We start from the raw sequence: 21,063 nt of genomic DNA, 5'->3' as shown, positions 1-21,063 counted from the left end.
ACGGCCCGGGCATCAGTAACGATACTGCCATAGCAGGCCCACGCTGCTGCCGGGGTCGTTTTCGGGGGTTGTAAAGCCGGTTACGGTGCCGCCCGTGCCCACGGTGGTGTTCAGCTTGAGCTGGCGGGTCAGGTCCACCTGCACCTGGGCCTGCGTACCCGAACCGGACGTGGCCTGCTTGGCCCCGACATACACGCCTTTCATCACGTATTTGCCGGCCTCCACGCTGGTGCCGCCATTCCCCACGCCGGACCCGCCGCTGATGGCCAGCCTGTCCAGATGCAGGGTCTTGCGCAACGTGCCCATGGGGTCGAACGGCGTCAGGCCGGTGAGTGTAGCCACCGCCGTGCCGATCTCGACCATCTGGGTAGAGGACAGGGAGTGGGCATCGGTGCCGAAAATCAGCATCGCCAGAACCTGGTCCTGCGGCAAGGGTGGCAGGGATTCGAAGGTAATGCGCGGCGCACTGGCATAACCACCAACCCGGAGCATGGCCGTCTGGCCATTGACGACGCGATCGGCTTCGAAATCCAGGGTCGGGTCAAGCTGGTGGTCCACACCCGAACCGGTGAAGGCCACCCGCCCCTTGGTGAAGTTGAGCGAAATCCCCGCCAGGTTGAAGTTCCCGCGCTTGAGGTCGAACCCGCCGCTGATCTGCGGGGCCTGTGCGGCGCCCCCAACCAGCAGCCGGCCCGCCATTTCGGCGTCGAGCCCATGCCCGCGCACGAAAAACTTGCCCGGCGATGTCACCCGCAGTTTCAGGCCCACAACAGCGGCATGCGTGCTGGCGGCCCGGGCTTCTTCCTCTTTCTTCTTTTCATCGCCCGGCCTGATGACATCAAGCCTTGCGACCGAGGTCGGCAGCGAGTTGGGGATATTGATATCGACCTGGGTCAGGTCGATCGTGCCCGCGACATCCATGCGGGTGCTGGCCTGGCCGGTTACGGTCACATCCGCATTGAGCAGGGCGGTCAGAAGGTCGCTGGAAACGGGCCGCGCCCCGCGCGCCTGCAAATGCAGGTCCACCGGCAGGCCGGGCGTGAAAACACCGACATATCCGGTTACCCCCACGCTGCCTTCACCCGCCTTGGCGGTCAGGTTCTGGATGACCAGCCGATCGCGTTCGCCCACCACGCGGCCATTGATCTGCGCCAGATGCACCCCTGCGGCAAAATCCTGAAAATCGGCATCGTGCAGGTCGACTGTCCCGGTCACGATCGGGGCCGCCAGCGTACCTGCCACCAGCACGTCCATCTGCGCCTGGCCGGCAGCCTGCCTGGCCTGCACACCCAGCACGCCATTGCCGATGCTCAGGTCAAGATGCCCACCGGCCCGCATGTTCAGCGCACCGCTGCCGCCCAGGGGGGCCGTGCCGTTGACCTGCAGGGCAAGCTTGGGCCCGCCATTGGCCTGGGCCTGTATTTTCGCTGTCGTGCCGTTCAGCGCGGCCGTGGCGTCAAGCGTCAGGGCGGGAACCGATGCGGCGGCTGAAGTCCCGCTCATGCGCAGGCCACGGCCCGTAAGCTGCACAGTGCCCGCCGGGTGGGCCAGCGTGCCCGAAAGCCTGGCCGACGCGGTAACAACACCCTGTGCCGCAAGCCCGGGCACGAACGGGCGTGCCAAAGCAGGCGTGACATTCTGCACATCCGCCGTAACCGCCAGGCTGGGTTTGATATGTCCGCTTACGTCCAGCGTGGCGGGCGCGCTGCCCTGCACGCCAAGCGTGGCGCGCAGGCGGTCCACACCCATTGTATCCCCGAAAGAGAGCAGGGCGGGGGCCAGCAGGCGCAGGGTTTCCTCCTTCGCGGTGGCGGTCAGTTTCTGCACGCGCGCCTGCTTGGCGGGCAGGTCCAGCAGGGCTGCCGCATCCAGCGCCAGCGGGCTGCCGGACCAGTTGGCCGGGCCCACCTGCATGCTTAGCGCCATGGCGTTCTCGGGCCCTTTGGCGCCAAGCCGCGCCTGGCCCTTGACGCCGTAGGCATCCACCCCGCCCAGCCGCAAGGCCAGGTCCGCATCGGGGTGGGCTGCGGGATCGCGCACCGTGCCCGCCAGCGCCAGGCTGCCGATACGCACCGCAGGCAGGGCCACGTTACCGTCAAGCTTGAGGCTGACCACCGGCACGCTGTCGGCCTGCTCCGTACGCACCGAAGCCGCAACCGTCCCGCTGATCGGCTGGCCCAGCAGGGAGCGCAGATCCGCCAGGCGGGCAATGGTCAGGTCCAGCGTGCCCAGCGGCACGATCTCGCCCGCATGCTGGGTCAGGGCGGCATGGCCCTGCACACTGTTCCAGGACAGTTCCGTCAGCGCCAATGCGCGCTCGCCCTGCGCATTCTGGCTGAACGTGGCCGCCAGCTTCAGCGGTTTGCGATCCAGCATGCCGTGCAGGTCCAGCGTGCCCTGCGGAGCGCCGGGCAGGTGCTGGGCCGACGCATCCAGCACCAGTTCCCCCTGCGGCATGGTTGCCGTCCCCGGGCTGCCCTGGGCATGCACATTGGCCGCGAAATCCTGCATCGGCCCCTTAGCCGTTACAGCCAGATCAAGCGGCCCGCGCAGCGACGGCAGAACCCCCGCCAGATCCGGCAGGGCCAGGGAAAGCGAAAGATCCATGTCCCGCCCGGTGCTCAGACGCCCCTGGGTCTTGAGATGCAGGGCACGCCCGTCAACGGTAAGGCTGCTGATATCGATGCGCTGGCCGGCGGCCGTCGCACCCTGGGCTGCCAGCGGCGTGATCGCGGCCGTGGTGGCAAAGCGCCCTTCGGTTCCGATCAGGCCGACCGCCTGGGCCTGCCCGCCGGTTAGCGATACCGTGCCATCGGCCCCCAGTTGCGTGGCCCCTGCCGGATCGGTCGGGCGCTGGAAATGCACCGTCATGGCGCCCTGGCCACGCAGGGCAACGCCCACCGCCTCCCCGACCGGCAGCAGGTCGGGCAGTTTCAGCGCGAGCGTGCCCTGCTGGGGGGCCTGGGTCCGCACCGTGCCGCTCAGCCCCGCAACGGGATGGCTGAGCGTGATATCAAGCGGAGCCCCCTGGGCCTGGGGGGACAGGCGCGCATCAAGCACTAGGGGGGCTGCGGCAAGCAGCGTGGGTGCCTTGCCCGGCAGGCGCAGGCCATCGGCACTCAGCACCAGATGCAGCAGTTCGGCGGCGGGAGCATTCCCGCCCTCCCCGCTGAAATGCGCGTTCAGCGTGCCGATATCGACCCCGGCCGCCGCAAGCTGGGACACGTCCAGATCGGCAGTGCCGCGCGGGGCCGCCATCTGCCCGGCCAGATGGGCGAGCAGATGCACGGATTTCCAATGGATATCGGGTGTCAGGGCCAGTTCAGGCGCGTCCAGCCCGGCATCCAGGCGGGCCAGCCTGTTGGCGGGCAGGTCCAGAACCCCTGCCGCATGGGCCGTGACACTGCCTGCCTTGGCATTGAAGTCCAGGGCAGAGGCGGCAATGGGGCCCTTGATATCCAGCCGCAACGCCAGGGGGGCCAGTTGCGGCATGTTCAGGCGGGATGCCAAAAACCCGTCTGCCCCCTCACCCGCGTCCAGATGCAGGGCCAGCGTGCCCTTGCCCGTTGCCGTCTGCAAGGTGATCTGGCCCGCCTTGTCCAGCCTTTGCACGGCCAGCGCAATATCCGAGCGCGGCAGGGATGGCAGGCTCAGCCCGTTCAGAACCGGGTCGATATTGCTGATCCGCCCGTGGCCCGAGACGGAAAAACTGGCGGCCTGCCCCGCGATGGGGGCCCCCACATTGATCCGCTGCACCGCCAGTTGGCGGATATCCACCCCCAGCCTGAGCGAGGACGACGACCCCTGGCTGGATGCCGGCTTTGCAGGCTGGCTGGATACGGGCAGGCGCGCCATGTCCAGTTCCGCCGCCGTGAAAGCGTTGATCCGCGCCGTGCGCCCAAGCAGGGCCAGGGGGGACCAGTCCAGCCGGATGTCATGCAGGCTCAGCCATACGCCCTGCGTATCCTTTATATCCAGCCGGGCCAGGGCGAACCTGTCGGGAAAACGGCCCGACAACCCCTCGATCACCACCGTGCCGCCGGTCAGTCCTGCGGTCTGGCGCACCAGAAAACGCCGGCCCGGGCCGGTATTGGCCCCCACCAGCAGCCCGGCCAGCGCCAGCCCCACCACGACCGCAAGGGCCGCCACCGCGACAAGCACGAAACGCAGCGCGCGGCGCCACCGCCCGGTGCCGGGCACGGGTTGGGATGTCTGATCGTGTCGCGGCATCAGAACGATTCCCCCAGCCCGATATAAAGATCCCATTTATCGCCGTAGGGCGCGCGGTTAAGCGGCACGGCCACATCGAGCCGCACCGGGCCGATGGGCGTGTAGTACCGCACCCCGCCCCCTGCGCCCACGCGCACGGTCCCGGTCAATGGCACGGAAGAACTGCCCACCTGCCCGGCATCGGCAAACAGGGCCATGCCGAAACTGCGGAACAGTCTTTGGCGATATTCCACCGATGCGGCATCCACCGACGTGCCGCCTATGGCATAGCGCGTATTGCCGTATTGCGGCCCCACGCCCTGCCAGCGAAAGCCACGCACGGTAGCACTCCCACCGGCATACATGCGCTGGTCAGGGGGAATATCCCACGTGCCGGCCCCCTGGATACTGCCTACCGTTGCGCGAAACGCCAGGATACTGCGCCCGGGCCGGCTGATACGCAGGTGATGCAGGTCGAAATAGGTCGAGGCGGAGGCATTCATGATGGCAAAGAACGAGGTGCCCGTTCCCTTGTCGCCCAAGGATACGGAAGGCATGATGTTGATACTGGCGCGCACCCCGTGCAGGGCGGGCTCCACCGGATTGCCGACGCCCGTGTTGTCATATGTGGCGGCCAGGGGTGCGCCGATAATCGTGTAATCGCGCGTCACGCCGAACTGTTCGATTTTTTCCTGTTCGGCCGACAGCCCGAAATTGCCGTTCCAGTTTTTTGCAATCGGGCGTGTGACACCGCCGCGCAGCAGCAACGCGGTCTGGCGGTACGACCAGAAAAGCTGGCGCAGGCCCTCGATACGGGTGCTCAGGTTCTGGTTGCGCTCAAGAAAATCGGGTTTGAAAAAATCCGCATAGACATCGTAGCCCAATCCCTGCTGGGCCGACCCGCCCAGACCGGTGACAAGGGCAGTCAGGCGCAGCCGCTCGGCATTGCCCAGAAGATTGTAATGGGTCCAGTTCGCACCCACACGCGCACCCAGGTCGGTTGAATAGCCCAGCTCCGCCCCCACGGCGCGGCGCTTGCTTTCCTGGAAGGTGAATTTCAGCGGCATGGTGCCCCCCACCGCCGTATCGGACGCATCCTTGACCGTCACATTGGAGAAAACGCCCAGATCCGTCAGGTCCTGGCGGGCGGATTCGATTTTCGACGGCTGGTACAACTGTCCGGTGCTGACCATCAGCCGCCGGCGGATGAACGAGCCGTGCACACGGCGCAACCCGTCCAGGCTGATCGTGCCGATATCGAGCACAGGGCCCGGCGTCACGGGGTATACGATATCCAGCGTACGGGTCTGCGGCCTGAGATAGGCGGTGGGTTTTTCCACCCGGGCCAGGGCATGCCCGCTTTCCTTGAGCGCGTCGAGCAACTGCCCACCCGCCCCCAGCACCGCCTGGGCCACGGCAGGCTGCCCGGGGACAAGGCCGAATGCCTTGGTCTGCGCCGCATTCAGGACAGGGGGCGCGTGGGTTGCCTGATCCACCAGCCGGATCGAGCCGAGGTGGAAAAGCGGGCCTTTTTCAACGGAGATTTCGGCCACGATCTTCTGCCCCGCCGGCACGGCGGCGATCCAGTTGGCCAGGGCTTCCGACTGGCCGTCCATCCTGATGCCGTTCCCGCCGTCGAGCTGGTGCAGGGTAATATGCACGACCCCCGCATAGTAGCCGCAGCTTTCCAGCGCCGTGCGCACGCGCTCGTAATCACTGCGCACGCGCCCGGCCAGCGCGAACGGGCCCACGGCATGGGTTGCCTGAAGGGCCAGCAGATCGGACGAGGCCCCGACAGCCGTGTCCAGATCGGCCTCCCCCGTCTTGATCTGGGTTGCGGTATAGGCCTGCGGATCGGCCGCCCAGCCGCCCTGCGTGGTCACCCCCCACAGCACGACCCCGGCCAGAATACGATTCGTCGCGACCATGACCCGGCCGGACACCACATCGAGAAGAGTTTTTTTCAGTTCGGTCACTGCGCGTCGTCTATCATTTGCCGCATAAACCAGTCTTTACGCCTTCCCGCCCGTGGTGGTGCCAGAGTATTGCGCTGGTTACTACCATACCATGACCAAAATACGGTACAGCGCGAAAAAGCCGATATTCCACACAGGCTGGCGCGTATATCCAGAACCGGCGACACAAGCCGGGGGTGGGATTTTCCGCCACCCGACCCGCCCGTTCCAACGCCCTGCCACCCGCTGTGTCGCAACAGGGTACTGGCATTCCACCCCGAAAAGGGCTGGGCCCGCATGCCCGCCAATACGCCACACGGCGTCTTATTGCGCGGTATGGATTGTCCGCCACCCCCGGTTCGCGGTATGGGGGCACATGTTTGTGTGTTTTTCCCGCGAAGCGACCGGCGGCCTTTGTCTGGCAGACACGCGGCTGGCAGCAACAAGACCATGACCCGCACCAGCCCCGATAGCGGGCAGGACCGGCTTTCGGGCACAGCAGACCCCGAACCCCTGTCCCCCATGCCGTTATCCCCCATGCCCTGGGCGGACGGGTTTTTCCGCCGCATTCAGGCGGCACGCGCGGCGTTCCGGCTTGGCGCGCTGGTCGTGTGGGTGCCGCTTTCCGTGGGGTTCGAAGCGTGCCTGCTGCTCGTGCCCGGCACGGTCAAGATTCGCTGGACGCGCGTGATCTGGGGCGTGCTGTGCAAGATCCTGGGCCTGCGGATCAGGGTGGTGGGGGAACGCACGGGCACGGTCGGCGGCCTGGCCGCGCGCAAGCGGGGGGAACGGCCCGTCATCTACGTGTCCAACCATATGTCATGGCTGGACGTGCCCGTGCTGGGCACGCTGCTGCCATCGGTCTTTGTCGCCAAGGGCGATATCGAGAAATGGCCGGTCATGGGCCTGATCTCGCAGATCGGGCGCACCATTTTCGTCAGCCGCCAGCGCAGCACCACCGGGCGCGAGCGTGACGAGATGATCCGCCGCATGGTGGAAGGGGACAACCTGGTCCTGTTCCCCGAAGGCACATCTTCGGACGGCTCACGCGTGCTGCCGTTCATGTCCGCCTTTTTCGCCATCGCCAAACTGCCCAAACTGAAGGACGAAAACGGCAAAAGCGTACTGCCCATAACCTACGACTCCGGCATGACACCGCTGATCCAGCCTGTCTCCCTTGTGTATGACCAGCTTGAGGGCCTGCCGATCGGGCGGTTCCGGCGGCCGGTCTTTTCATGGTACGGCGACATGGATCTTGGCCCGCACGTATGGGCGCTGCTGCAATGGAAACATTCGCGCGCGACGGTGGTGCTTCATGACCCGCTGGACCCCGACCTGTTCCCCAGCCGCAAGGCGCTGGCCCAGGCCACATGGAAAGCCGTGGCGCAGGGGGCCGCGGAACTGCGCCAGAACCGCACGCCCAGCATCCAGCCCGGCCGCTTCGACCCCGCGACTTTGCCTGTGTCTTTCCTACCGCCCCGGGTGAGAAAAGCGAAAGCCCTACTTGACAGGGTGGCCACGTTTTTTTCTTCATTACGGTAGGCGGTTCAGAACAGGGGAGCCCTTCCCCCACGCTGGGCCACCCAAGGTCATGGAGGTCCAGCCCCTGTCCGGTATCGGCATGTGTTCACCACCCGGTTTCCATCCCGCAATCCGCGCGATTGTGAGAAAAGAAACTTGACCTGCGCCTTTACACACCCGATCTGCTCCTCCTGCCGCACGGAATGGGCCTGCGGCCCAGTGGAGCGCCCGCCATCATGACCACCCCCACCCCTGCACAGACCCAGCCCGCCCGTGGCCTGCACGTTATTACCTGGGGCTGCCAGATGAATGTGTACGACAGTGCGCGGATGGGCGACGTGCTGCGCCCGCTTGGCTACCAGCCGGTGGACGCACCCGACAACGCCGACATGATCATTCTCAACACCTGTCATATCCGCGACCGCGCGGCGGAGAAGGTCTTTTCGGAACTGGGGCGGCTGCGTCTGGTCAAGGAAGCGCGCAAGGCCTGCGGGCAGAACACGATCATTGCCGTGGCGGGCTGCGTGGCCCAGGCCGAAGGGCAGGAAATCCTGGCCCGCGCCCCTTATGTGGATATCGTGCTGGGGCCGCAGACCTATCACCGCCTGCCCGAAATGGTGGCGCGCGCGGCCCGTGCCGGTGGCGCGGTGATCGAGACCGACTTCCCCGCCGAACAGAAATTCGACTTCCTGCCCGATACGCAGGCGCCGCAGACGCCGGGCAATTACACCGCGTTCCTGACCATCCAGGAAGGGTGCGACAAGTTCTGCTCGTTCTGCGTGGTGCCCTATACGCGCGGGGCAGAAAGCAGCCGCAATGTCACCTCCGTCCTGGCGGAAGCACGGCGGATGGCCGCATCGGGCGTGCGCGATATCAGCCTGCTGGGCCAGAACGTGAACGCCTATCACGGCGAAGGCCCTGACGGGACGATCTGGAACCTTGCAAAGCTGGCCTATGCGCTGGCCGAAATTCCCGGCCTGTCGCGTATCCGCTACACGACATCCCACCCGCGCGACATGGACGGCGCGCTGATTGCAGCCCATCGCGACCTGCCCCAGCTCATGCCGTTCCTGCACCTGCCGGTCCAGTCCGGTTCGGACCGGATCCTGCGCGCCATGAACCGGGGCCACACGGCCGACGAATACCGTGATATCGTGCGCAGGCTGCGCGAGGCCCGGCCCGACATGGCCCTGTCATCCGACTTCATTGTCGGCCATCCGGGAGAAACGGACGAGGATTTCGAGGCCACGATGCAGCTCGTGCGCGATATCGGCTTCGCTCTGGCCTATTCCTTCAAATACTCCCCCCGCCCGGGCACGCCCGCCGCAGGTGCTGGCATGCAGGTGCCCGAGGATGTGAAGGACGCGCGGCTGCAAGCCCTCCAGCACCTGCTGCGCACCCAGCAGGACGCGTTCAACGCCACGCTGGTGGGCCGCAGCGTGCCCGTGCTTTTTACATCACGCGGGCGCAAACCCGGCCAGATCACCGGGCGTTCACCATGGTTGCAACCTATCCACGTGACTGGTCCCGAAAGCCTGATCGGCCAGGAACTGTGCGTGCATGTCACTGAACGCCTGACCAACTCCCTGGGAGGCGTTCTGGAAGAAAGGAAGGTCTACGCTTGAACACATCGCGCGCACCTTTTCGGTCGGAACCCGGTGGGCTGCCAGGGTTCCTGACCCTCCAGTTCGAAGACAACACCCTTCTCGCGCGGCTGGTGGGCGACCACGACAAGCATCTGCGCTTTGTGGAAGAAGGGCTGGATGTCGAGGTGGCCCGTCGCGGCAACCGCATTTCCATCCGCGGCGTTCCCGCACTGGCGTCACTGGCGCGCACGGCCCTGAGCGCGCTGTACCAGAAACTGGCGGCGGGCGAGGTTGTAGACATCAGCACCATAGAGGCGGCAATCCGTATGTCCCGAGCGCATGAAGGCAAGAACACCCCCGCCGCCACCGCAGGCCAGCCCGCGCCATCGGTCATGGGGGATACGGACCTGCCCACCATCCGCACCCGCCACGGCACGATCGAACCCCGCTCCCCCGGGCAGGCGGACTACATGAAGGCCCTGGCCCGCAAGGAACTGGTCTTTGGCGTGGGCCCGGCGGGCACGGGCAAGACCTATCTGGCCGTAGCCCAGGCGGTGGCCATGTTGCAGGCGGGATCGATCGACCGGATCATACTCTCCCGCCCGGCGGTGGAAGCGGGCGAACGGCTGGGCTTCCTGCCCGGTGACATGAAAGACAAGATCGACCCGTACCTGCGCCCGCTTTACGATGCGCTGTACGACATGCTGCCCGGCGATCAGGTCATACGGCGCATGGCCGCGGGCGATATCGAAGTCGCCCCCCTTGCCTTCATGCGCGGGCGCACGCTCTCGCACGCCTTCGTGATTCTGGACGAAGCCCAGAACACCACCATCGCGCAGATGAAAATGTTCCTGACCCGGCTTGGCCCGGGCTCGCGCATGGTGGTGACGGGCGACCTGACCCAGATCGACCTGCCCGAAGGCACCACGTCGGGCCTGCGCGATGCCGTCGAAACCCTTGAAAACATCAAGGGTGTCACCATTTCGCGTTTCAATGCGGCGGATGTTGTCCGGCACAGGCTGGTCGCCCGCATTATTGAAGCTTATGATGCGAAAACGACGGCCAGCACGGGAACCCCCCGCAACAGGGGCCGTCAGGAGAACAATGGAACCGCCAAGTAGTACTGGCCACATTCGCAAACAGGATGTGGCAGGCCCGGAAGACAGCCCTCTTTCGGTGACCCTGGTGCCCCAAGGGCAGCCCGACGCCCCCGAAATTCTCGTTCGGGATCGCGGCTGGCGCTGCCACGTGCACGACCCCGAAAAAATAGTGTGGCGCGCCCTGGCCGCCTGCACCGAATATGGCGGCCTGCCCGGCACCGTGGTTCTGGCCACGGACCGGGAGGTGCGCAGGCTGAATGCGCGCCACAGGGGCCGCAACAAACCCACCAACGTGCTGACATTCGATCCGCCGCCCGGCTATGAGGGGGGCGATATCATTCTCGCACTCGAAACCGTGCTGCGCGAAGCGCGCCGCGCCGGCAGGCCCGTGGCAAATCACCTGGCCCATCTGGTCGTTCATGGCAGCCTGCATCTGGCGGGATACGACCACCATCATCCGGGTGAAGCCTGCGAGATGGAAATGCTGGAAGCCCGCCTGCTCAGCCGGCTGGGCGTGCCCAACCCGTGGAAGCCCCACGCATGAGCGGATCAGACACCACATCCCCCGCCGACCGGCCGGAACAGGCCAGCCGCGGGCTGTTTTCCTTCTTCCACCGCCGCAAGCAGCCTGCCGATCTGCGCAGTTCCATCGCAGCCCTGGTGCAGCAGGCGGCGGACGAGGCCAATGTCGCACCGAACGGCGAGCAGCCCGAACTGGACCGCCAGGAACGCGTGCTGATCGCCAACGTGCTGCGCCTGCGCAACATCTCCGCCGACGATGTCATGGTGCCACGGGCCGATATCGTGGCCATGCCGGTTTCCATCAGCCTGGATGAAGCCCTGGCCATGATGCGGCGCGAAAACCATTCGCGCATGCCGGTCTACCGCGACCAGCTTGACGATATTGTGGGCATGATCCACGTCAAGGATCTGATCGCCTATGTGGGCACCAGCGAGGCGTTCAATCTCGAACCCCTGCTGCGCCAGCCCTTGCTGATCGCCCCGCAGGTTCCCGTGCTCGACCTTCTGCTGCAAATGCGCCAGCGCCAGATGCACCTTGCCCTGGTCATTGACGAATATGGCGGCATAGACGGGCTGGTCACCATCGAGGACCTGATCGAAACCATTGTGGGCGATATTTCCGACGAACATGACGAACCCGCGGCAATCCTGATCACTCCGCGTCAGGACGGGTCGTTCGATGTCGATGCCCGCTGCCCGGTCGAGGAATTCGAAAGCCAGATCGGCCCGATTCTGACCGACAGCGAAAAGGAAGCCGAGATCGAGACCATAGGCGGGCTGGTGTTCCGCATGGCAGGGCATGTCCCCACCCGGGGGGAAGTGCTGACCCATGAAAACGGCTTCCTGTTCCGCGTGCTGGATGCGGATGCACGGCATATCCGCCGCGTGCGGGTGCGCCGCCTGAACCCCCAGGCCGAAGACGGCACACCGAACGGGCCCGCACCGAGCCCCACCGCCTGACCCCCACGGCCTGAAAAGTCCCGGGCGGCCAATCCGGCGGCCAAGTATGGGTTGACGCCCGGCTTTTCTGCCGTCATGGCTGTCTTCTTTGCAGGCCGCCCCCAGGGCTCCCCCCACGGGAGCATGCTCGCCGGGCTGGGGGAATGGCCGTGCATCGTGTCAACTTGTCAGGAAGGCTTGGTTTCCATGTCTTTTTCACGCCGTTCGTTCCTTGTTACCGCGGGTGCGGTCCTGACCGCCCAGGCTGTTCAGCGTAGCGCGACGGCGGCCCCGACGGCCGATGCGCGTTTTACCCCGCGCGAAGTCGGCAGCCCGACTGCCAAGATCGTGGTGGAGGAATGGTTCTCCCTTACCTGTGTCCACTGCGCGCATTTTGCTGAAAACACCTATCCGCAGGTCAAGAAGGACCTGATCGATACCGGCAAGATCCGCTACGTGTTCCACGACTTCCCGACCGACCAGTTGGCCACGGTCGCAGCCATGGTGGCCCGCACGCTGCCCATAGACCGGTACGAGGCATTCTGTTCGTCCCTGCTGGCCAGCCAGGACCGCTGGGCCTTCAACCGCGAAGGCAACCCGCATGACGAACTCAAGAACATGGCGGCCTTTGCGGGCATGCCGGGCGATGTCTTTGAAAAAGCCATAGCGGACCAGCAGCTCATGCAGTTTATCCTGAACGAGCAGAACCAGGCCCAGACCCAGTACGGATTCGATTCCACGCCTACTTTCCGCTTCAACGACAAGGTCCAGGTGTCCAGTGCCATTTCCTATGACGAATTCGTCAAGAATCTGGCCAAGGCCGCTTAGGTTTCGGCACGTATCCTGTAACGCCCGAACTGTGTCCCCTGCATGACCGTCCGTTTCGCCCGCCTTCGTATTGCGGGCTTCAAAAGCTTCGCGGACCCCGTAACGGTAGAAATTCTCCCGGGCCTGACAGGCATTGTCGGTCCGAACGGGTGCGGCAAATCCAATGTTGTCGAAGCCCTGCGCTGGGTCATGGGCGAATCCTCCGCCCGGTCCCTGCGCGGCGGCGAAATGGACGACCTGATCTTTGCGGGAACGACCGGGCGCCCTGCCCGATCGCTGGCCGAAGTCACCATTACGCTTGAAGGCACCAAAGGCTTTGGCCCGGCCAACGTCGCCGATCTCGACGAACTCCAGATCAGCCGCAGGGCCGAACGGGGTGCGGGTAGCGACTACCGCATCAACGGCCGGCCGGCCCGCGCGCGCGATGTGCAGACCCTGTTTGCCGACCTGGCCTCCGGCGCGCGGTCCTCGGCCATGGTCAGCCAGGGGCGTGTGGCCATGCTGGTGGGCGCACGGCCTGAAGAACGCCGCACCATTCTGGAAGAGGCCGCTGGCATTACCGGCCTGCATGCCCGCCGGCATGAAGCCGAACTGAAACTGCGCGCGACTGAAACCAACCTGACCCGCGCCGAAGACCGGCGCCTGCAACTGACCGACCGGCTGGGGGCGTTGGCCGAACAGTCGCGCGAGGCCACGCGCTACCGCGAACTGTCGGCCGCCTTGCGTGAAGCGGAAGTCGAACTGCTGGCCCTGCTGCACGCGCGTGCGCGCCTGGCGGTGGAACGCGCACATGCACAGGCCGCGCAGGCCCGCAGCGGGCTGAGCGCCCATGAAGCGGCGGCGGAAGATGCTGTGGTCGCTGAATTCGAGGCGACCAAGGCCCTGCCCGCCCTGCGCGAAAAGGCCGATGCCGCCCGCACGGCACTGGAGCGCTGCCGTATTCTGGCCGAAAGCCTGGCGCGGGAAGAAGAACGCGCCACCACCCAGGCCCAGGACGCGGCAAAACGCCTGGCCCAGCACGAAGCCGACGCCCAGGCCGCACAAACCCGCCTTGCGGATGCACAGACAGCCCTTGAACGGCTGAAGGCCGAGCAGGCCGAGATCGAGGACTCCCTCGCCAATCTGCCCCAGCGCCTGCGCGATGCCGGCGCGCAGCAGGATGCGCTGAGCACCGAGCTGGAGCAGATCGAACGCGCGCTGGCCGACCAGACCCAGACCATCGCCACCGCGCGGGAACGCAAGGACCGCGCGGCCGAAAGCCTGCAAGCCGCCCGCCTGCGGCATGAACGCGCAACCAGCGCCCTGGCGGCGGCTGAGGAGGAACTGGCTACACTTAGCGCGCGCCTGCCAACGCCCGAGGCGATCGAGACCGCGCGGCAGGCGGCCGAGGCCCGGACGCTGGAAGCCGAAACCGCCCGCGCCACGCTGGAAAGTGCCGAGCGCCTGCGTGCCCAGTGCCAGGCCGAACTTACGATTGCCCAGAATACCGCCGAGGCCGCACGCACCGCCCAGAACGAGCAGCGCCAGGCCCTGAACCAGGCCCGCCAGCGCGTGGCGACGCTGACCCAAGAACTCGAACAGGCCGACAAACGCCACGCGCAAGCCCAGGGTGCCCTGGTGGACCAGACCGCCATGCTGGCCCTGCGGGAGGAAGAGGCAAACGCCGCCCAAAACCTGCAACGCCTGACCCAAGCGCTGGACCAGGCGGAACACGAACGCCTGCTGGCCAGCACGGCCTTTGCCGAAGCCAGCCGCACGGCGCAGGAAGCACAGGCCCGCCAGCGCAGCACGGCCGAAGCCCTGCGCGTAGCCCAGGCCGCCCTGCACCGCGCCGAGCAGGAAGAAACCACCCTGGCGGAGGAACTGGCCCAGGCCAGGGCGGAAGCCATGGATGGCGCGGTGCTGGAGCAGGCCCGCGCCGATCGCGTGGCGCAGGAAAATGCCCTGGCCGAAATCGGGCAGGCACTGGAACAGACGCAGGGAACCCTGTCGGCCAGCCGGGTCAGCTTACAGGAGGCCACCGCCCGGCAAAACGCCGTCCAGACGGAACTGACCCGCCTGCAAGCCCAAGCCGAAGGGCTGGACCACGCACTGGGGGCGGAAGACACCGCGGCTGACGATCCGGTCTCGGTCCACATCACGGTGGCGGAAGAGTACGAAACCGCCCTGGCCAGCGCCTTGGCGGACGGGCTGGATGCCCCGGCAAGCGAGAACGCGGCACGCGGCTGGCGCCAACTGGCTACAGGCACTATCCCAACCTGGCCCGAAGGCGTGCTGCCCCTGTCAGCGGTGGTCAGCGCCCCTCCGGCGCTGGACCGGGTTCTGGCGTTTACCGGCCTGCTGCCCGCGCAAGCCGATGGCACAGGCTTGCAGAAGGCGCTTGCCCCCGGGCAGATTCTTGTCTCGCGCAGCGGCGATATCTGGCGGTGGGACGGTTTTTACGCCCATGCGGGTGGGGCAAGCCCGGCCGCCCGCAAGCTGGCCCAGCGCCGCGTGCTGCGCGAAACCCGCGCGCGTATCCAGTCCCTGCAGGACGAAGCCCCGACCTACGAGCACGCACTTGCCCAGGCAACGCAGGCCGTGGGGAATGCCGAACAGCATATCGAAACCCTGCGGAGCCGACGTGATGCAGTAGAAGTGCTGCTGCAACAGGCCCGGGCGCATGAAACCGGGCTTGAGCGCCGCTTTGCCGCATCCCGCGCACGGCTGGACACCACGCTGCCCCAGCATGAAAGAGCCGTGGCGGCCAAGGCCGAAGCCCAGGCGGCGCTGGACCGCGCGACAGAAGCCCTTGCGGCGCTGCCCTCGGTCGATGCGGCGCAGGCCGCGCTGGAGGCGGCGCGCGCGCGCAATACCAGCGCCGAAACCACGCAGCGCGACGCCCATAACCAGCTCAAGCAGGCCCAGGTGGCCATGAGCGGGGTGCGCGAACGGGTCACGCAGGCGGAGCAGCAACACGCTTCCGCCACCACACGACTGGATACGCTGACCCCCGAACGCGAACGCCTGCGCCAGATCCTGGACGCTGAAAAGACTATGGCGGCCGAGCTTGAACAGCGCCTGGCCAGTGCCCAGGCCGCCCAACAGGCCGAACTGGCCTTGCAGGATGCCCAGGCCGCATTATCGGCAGCCCAGACCGCACTTCAGGCGGCGGAGGAAGCCGTGCGGCGCACCCGCCAGGATGCCGAAGCCGCAACCCGCCATAACCAGCAGGTGCAGGACGAAGCGCTGGGCGTGCGCAGCCGCCTGGAAGGCCTGACCCCCCGCCTGCATGACCTGCAGGCCCAACTGGCGGAAAGCGAGACCCTGCTGGCCGAAGCAACGGCCGCGTGGGACAATGCCGCCAGCGCGCTGCCCGCCGATGCGCAGGAACAACTCGACGCCCTGCGCCACAAACGCACGCAATGCAGTGCTGCACTCGACACCGCGCGCGAACACAAGATGGGCTTGCAGGCCCAGTCCACCACCCTGGCCAGCCGCCAGGACACGGTGGCCACCGCCATGGGGGAATGGGCCACCCGGGCGGATACGGCAGCAACGGAAATGCAGGATGCAGGCCTGCGGCTGGAAACCGCGCGCGCCGAACACGACTCCCTCGCCCATATGCCCGCCACGGCCGAGCGCGAAAAGCGCGAAATGCTGCAAGCCCTGGCCGAGGCCGAACAGCAGCATGCGCAGGCCGATGCGGCCCGCAATGCGGGAGAAAGCGCATTGGCCGCCGCCAACGAGCAGCGGCGCAAGGCGGATGGCGAACTGGCCACCGCGCGTGAGGCCGTGCTGAAGGCAGAAAGCAAGAGCGAACAGGCCCGCGCCATTCTGGACCAGCTTCTGGCCGAAAGCCCCGCCCCTGCCCGCCCGCCATCCTCAGACCTGACGGAAGCCGCCGAAAGTAGCCTGCGCCGCAAGATCGGGCGCCTGACGCGTGAGCGCGACGATATGGGCCCCGTCAACCTGCGCGCGGAACTGGAAGCGCAGGAAGCCTCCACCCAGGCGCAGACACTGGCCAGCGAAATGGCCGATCTTGAAGCGGGAATCGCAAGGCTGCGCGGCTCCATCGGCGGGCTGAACAAGGAAGGGCGTGAACGGCTGATGGCCGTGTTCACCCAGGTGGACCAGCATTTCCAGTCGCTGTTTACGCGCATGTTCGGCGGCGGCCGGGCGCATCTGGGGCTGGTGGGCAGCGACGACCCGCTGGAAGCCGGGCTGGAAATCTATGCCCAGCCACCGGGCAAGAAACTGGCGACATTGTCGCTGCTGTCGGGCGGCGAACAGGCGCTGACCGCGTTGTCCTTGATTTTTGCTGTCTTTCGCTGTAATCCTGCGCCTATATGTGTACTTGACGAAGTGGACGCGCCACTGGACGACGCCAATGTCGGCCGGTTCAGCGCGCTGCTCGGTGATATGGTTACAGAAGCAGGCACCCGTTTTCTGGTGGTCACCCATCATCAGCTTACCATGGCCCATATGGACCAGTTGTTTGGCGTAACCATGCAAGAACGCGGTGTAAGCCGCGTCCTGTCGGTGGATCTTGCGCGCGCGGCCTCCATGGTGGGGCAAAAGGACAAGGAAGCACCCAATGTCGCATCCTGATGAAGGAGCTGACATATCAAACCGTACCCATCCTGCCCTTGGCAGGCGCTGCCTTAAAAAAATCGCTCTGGCCGTGACCCTGTGTGTCGTGGCGGGAACTGTGCTGGTGATACAGCACGCCAAGGCCTACGGCATTATGGCGCGCATTCACCACGGGCTGATCGTGTGTACGACCAATACCGGGCCGGACGCCTTCGCGCCGCCTGCCGGTGATGGCCAGCCCAGCATGCTGCGGCTGGAAGTCTCGGCCAAGCCGGACGGGCAGATTATCGTAGGTTCCGATGTGGGTGCACTGGGTGCCAGCACCCTGGCATCGGTTCTCAATTCCGCCTACCGCGCCCATACGTTGCTGATGCTCGATCTGAACCAGACCGACCCCAAGAGTGTGACAGAACTGATCCGCACCGCGCATATGCGTGACCGTGTGATCCTGATCGCCTCCGACCGCAAAAGCCAGGAAGACGCGCTGCGGGCCGATAGAAAGGTGATGATCGCCTTCCCCATCCATTCCGAGCGCGAGGCCTATGCCGCGCACAAGATGGCCGGGCGGCACCCTTATGCCGCGTATCTTTCCCCCACCGCGGCCCCCAGCCTGTTTGCCCTTGCCCACCGCGATGCCGAAGCCATCATTACCGAAAACCCCGTGACATCGCAGGGGCCGGAAACCGACTTCCTGGCCGAACGGCCGGTGGATATCGTGGTGACACAGGACCCGGCCCATATGGCCAACGTGCCGCACCGTAACAGCAACAGTTAAAAAAATCAGCCGAATCCCGGCCAGCCACGGCATGCGGGAGAACGCATGGCGTTTCTTTGCGGTCGTGTTCGGGGTTTTATACCGGTTCTGCCCCCTACCTCGAGCGAGCGCGCCTGAAATGGGCAGACCCGTGCGGGGAAAATCAGTCCAACCCGCCTGCCTTCTCGCCCTTTACCCGTTGTGTCGCGCAATGCGCCGGCACGGTCAGGGCACGCGCTAATTCCACCCCCAATGGATGGTCTGGTGAATGGCGGCACGAATACCCCAAATTGTCAGTAATGAATTTTCCTGCTTCTTCCCGGGCAGGTTTGCTATTTTCATAACCTGTATTTCACCGGGCACCGGCTCTGGCGCGGGGCTATTCGTGCATTGGCCCGGTCACAAAAAAGCCCTGCCCCTGAACCCGAAGGAACAGGAGCAGGGCCGTGGCTTTTAGCTGTTGGCTGAAGCGGCGGATCAGCCAGGCAGCATGGTGCCTGTTTCAACAAAACGCTGGTGCCAGGACAGCGCTTCGGCCAGCAGGTGCGGGGTGTGCTTGCCAAAGGAGTTCTTCAGCGCCCGCTCGAAATAATCCTGCAGCATGGGCTTGTAGTCAGGATGCGCACATTTGGAGATAATGGTCCGGGCCCGGTTGACGGGAGAGAGACCACGCAGATCGGCCAGCCCCTGCTCGGTCACGAAAATCTGCGTGTCCTGCATGATGTGGTCGACATGGGCCGCCATCGGCACAATGGCGGAAATCTTCCCGCCTTTCGCCGTGGAGGGCGAGAGGAAGATGGACAGGTAGGAGCTACGGGCAAAATCGCCCGAACCGCCGATACCGTTCATCATCTTCGAGCCCATGACGCGGGTGGAGTTCACGTTGCCGTAAATATCGGCCTCGATCATGCCGTTCATAGCGATACAGCCAAGCTGGCGGATGATACCCGGCGCGTTGCTGATATCCTGCTGGCGCAGAATGAGCTTGCTGCGGAAGAAATCCATGCGGTTGTTGATTTCTTCGGCCGCTTCGGGGCTGAGCGAGAAGGACGTGGCGGATGCCACACGCATGCGGCCGTTATCGAGCATGGCCAGCATGCCGTCCTGGATGACCTCGCTGAAGCCGACCAGGTTTTCAAATGGCCCTTCGTTCAGCCCGTCCAGCACCGCATTGGCCACGTTGCCCACACCGGACTGCAACGGCAGCAACGAGGGCGGAAGCCGGTTGTGCTTGACTTCCTGTTCGAAGAAATCGAGCAGGTAGCCCGCAATGGCCTTGGCCGTCGCATCGGGGGCGGCGAAGGGAGCGTTACGGTCGCTGTCGTTGCTGCGGACAATGGCTGCGATCTTGGAGGAATCGACCTTCAGCGCGCCATCACCGATACGCTGGTCAGCACGGCTGAGGGGAATGATGTCACGCGTGGGCACGCCGCTGATATTGCCGTGCCAGATATCGTGGGTGCCTTCCAGCCCCGGATGCTGCCATTCATTGACCTCGATAATGACCTTGTCGGCCAGGTCGAGAAAGGTCTGGGAATTGCCGACCGAGGACGTCGGGACAATGCCGCCGTCTTCGGTAATGGCGGTGGCTTCCACCACGGCGACATTGAAGTGGCCGTAATTGCCCTGGGCCGCGCGGCTGGCCACCTGGCCGAGATGGTTATCGAAATAATCCGTCTCGTTCGCGTTGATGCGGTTGCGCATGCCCGCATCGGTATTGAAGGGGGAACGGAACGAAACACCGTTGACCTTGGCCAGTTCGCCATCAAGCTGCGGGCCGGTGGATGCGCCCGTAATCAGGCTGATGCGGTAGTCCTGCCCTTTTTCATGGGCACTTGCCATGCGTTCGGCCAATGCCTTGGGCACGGCCTTGGGATATCCTGCACCTGTAAAACCACTGGTCCCGACAACGTCGCCGTTCCGGATCAGTTCTGCCGCGGCTTCGGCCGGACAGACTTTGCTACGCAGCGCGACGTTCCGAATGCGCTCTGTCATGAGAGGCTTCCTATTTCTTTTTGCCAGACTGTTCCAAATACCGCACAGGCCTTATCCGCTTGGTGATATCCGCGCCATCCCGTGGGCGCTCGAATATTTCCAGGCCGTTGTGCCTGCCCGTCTTTTCCAGGTCCGTTCCCGTTCCTGAACTTCTGCTTAACCTATGCGGAAACATCGGGTTCTGGCGCGTCACATACTTGTGCATGTCCTGGGCCGCCTCCAAAAAAAAGCTGGCGATGGCGTTCCGGTTTGGGCGCGGAAAGCCTACATAAAGGCAAGGACGCAACAGGTAGAGGTGGAATGTCTACACACCGCGGGCATGACGAAAACGTGAAGGAGGCAATGCGGCGCGGACTCCGCATTGTTGGGGACGTGCATGGCGATCTGGACGCATTCCGCCATGCCGTGGCCACGGATCGTTTTATCATCCAGCTTGGCGACCTGGTCGATTACGGACCCGACAGCGCAGGTGCGATGCGGTTGATGCTCAAGGTGATGGAGGAACGGCGCGGCCTGTTCCTGATCGGCAACCACGACCGCAAGCTGGGCCGGGCCCTTCTGGGCAAGAAGCTCCGCTCGTCCCCCCATCTGGACGATACATTGACCCAGCTTGCCCTGCCCGAAAACGCGGATATGCTCGAAGACACGCTGCACGCCCTGGAAGCCGCCCCGGCCTGGCTGGTGATGGGGCGCAGCATTTTCGTGCATGGCGCGTTCGATGCGCGCATGCTCATGGAACCCCCGCCCCCGCCGCTGGAGCGGGTCACGTTCCTGCTATCGCGCGCCCTGTTCGGGGAAACGACAAGCCGCGTGCAGCCTGACGGCTTTCCCGAACGGACACAGAACTGGGTCAACCACATTCCCGCCGGCTATACGGTCTATTGCGGCCACGACCAGCGTTCCACCAATGGCTGCCCGCTCAGCGTGGCCGGACGCGCGGGCGGGCGCGCGGTCTTCATGGATACGGGTGCGGGCAAGGGCGGGCACCTGGCGTGGATGGACCTGCCCTCACCCTTTATGGAAGAAACGCCGACACCGGCGTAGAAAACGCTATAAGAGACGCGCGTTCCTACCGTTCTTGC

Annotated in this window: 12 protein-coding genes; 9 read left to right on the top strand and 3 right to left on the bottom strand. The window is 65.2% G+C overall.

Annotated features, from left to right (window positions below):
• Positions 1-12: 12 nt before the first annotated feature.
• Both J2D77_RS02720 and J2D77_RS02715 read right to left on the bottom strand, forming a co-directional pair.
• Complete coding sequence (locus tag J2D77_RS02720; protein WP_230975414.1) at positions 13-4,230, bottom strand: translocation/assembly module TamB domain-containing protein; 4,218 nt, start codon at positions 4,228-4,230, stop codon at positions 13-15.
• Positions 4,230-6,137 carry an autotransporter assembly complex protein TamA gene (locus J2D77_RS02715; RefSeq protein ID WP_230975484.1) on the bottom strand — a complete coding sequence of 636 codons (1,908 nt, stop codon included), beginning with the start codon at positions 6,135-6,137 and terminating at the stop codon, positions 4,230-4,232. The genes J2D77_RS02720 and J2D77_RS02715 overlap by 1 nt, the downstream gene beginning before the upstream one ends.
• A 549-nt stretch (positions 6,138-6,686) precedes the next feature.
• Between J2D77_RS02715 and J2D77_RS02710 the strand changes: the two genes are divergently transcribed.
• The 8 genes from J2D77_RS02710 to J2D77_RS02675 all read left to right on the top strand — a co-directional run bounded on the left by J2D77_RS02710 (position 6,687) and on the right by J2D77_RS02675 (position 18,007).
• Entirely contained in the window at positions 6,687-7,706 is a 1,020-nt protein-coding gene (locus J2D77_RS02710) for a lysophospholipid acyltransferase family protein (protein ID WP_407927074.1), read from the top strand.
• A 182-nt stretch (positions 7,707-7,888) separates the two neighbouring features.
• On the top strand, positions 7,889-9,310 hold the full coding sequence (miaB, locus tag J2D77_RS02705; RefSeq protein WP_207844728.1) for a tRNA (N6-isopentenyl adenosine(37)-C2)-methylthiotransferase MiaB: 1,422 nt from the start codon (positions 7,889-7,891) through the stop codon (positions 9,308-9,310).
• Positions 9,307-10,392, top strand: a complete 1,086-nt coding sequence (locus J2D77_RS02700) for a PhoH family protein (protein ID WP_230975413.1) — start codon at positions 9,307-9,309, stop codon at positions 10,390-10,392. Before miaB ends, J2D77_RS02700 begins: the two co-directional genes overlap by 4 nt.
• Positions 10,376-10,915, top strand: a complete 540-nt coding sequence (gene ybeY, locus J2D77_RS02695) for an rRNA maturation RNase YbeY (RefSeq protein WP_207844727.1) — start codon at positions 10,376-10,378, stop codon at positions 10,913-10,915. The genes J2D77_RS02700 and ybeY overlap by 17 nt, the downstream gene beginning before the upstream one ends.
• Entirely contained in the window at positions 10,912-11,853 is a 942-nt protein-coding gene (locus J2D77_RS02690) for a hemolysin family protein (RefSeq protein ID WP_207844726.1), read from the top strand. The genes ybeY and J2D77_RS02690 overlap by 4 nt, the downstream gene beginning before the upstream one ends.
• A gap of 186 nt (positions 11,854-12,039) precedes the next feature.
• A complete protein-coding gene (locus J2D77_RS02685) occupies positions 12,040-12,660 on the top strand; it encodes a thioredoxin domain-containing protein (protein ID WP_207844725.1) in 621 nt (206 codons plus the stop codon).
• 42 nt (positions 12,661-12,702) lie between these two features.
• Complete coding sequence (locus tag J2D77_RS02680; RefSeq protein ID WP_207844724.1) at positions 12,703-17,250, top strand: AAA family ATPase; 4,548 nt, start codon at positions 12,703-12,705, stop codon at positions 17,248-17,250.
• Entirely contained in the window at positions 17,237-18,007 is a 771-nt protein-coding gene (locus J2D77_RS02675; RefSeq protein WP_207844723.1) for a PI-PLC domain-containing protein, read from the top strand. The genes J2D77_RS02680 and J2D77_RS02675 overlap by 14 nt, the downstream gene beginning before the upstream one ends.
• A 456-nt stretch (positions 18,008-18,463) precedes the next feature.
• On the opposite strand, the gene J2D77_RS02670 is transcribed toward J2D77_RS02675, so the two are convergent.
• On the bottom strand, positions 18,464-19,981 hold the full coding sequence (locus tag J2D77_RS02670; RefSeq protein WP_207844722.1) for a succinate CoA transferase: 1,518 nt from the start codon (positions 19,979-19,981) through the stop codon (positions 18,464-18,466).
• A gap of 300 nt (positions 19,982-20,281) precedes the next feature.
• On the opposite strand from J2D77_RS02670, the gene J2D77_RS02665 reads away from it, so the two are divergent.
• Positions 20,282-21,025: a metallophosphoesterase gene (locus J2D77_RS02665; protein ID WP_207844721.1), complete on the top strand. Its 744-nt coding sequence runs from the start codon at positions 20,282-20,284 to the stop codon at positions 21,023-21,025.
• Positions 21,026-21,063 lie beyond the last annotated feature (38 nt).

The organism is Acetobacter garciniae (assembly GCF_017377735.1).
In the GTDB taxonomy this organism is placed as follows: Bacteria; Pseudomonadota; Alphaproteobacteria; order Acetobacterales; family Acetobacteraceae; genus Acetobacter; species Acetobacter garciniae.
Note: the sequence above shows the minus strand (reverse complement) of the source record. Positions and strands in the feature narration are given on the sequence as shown.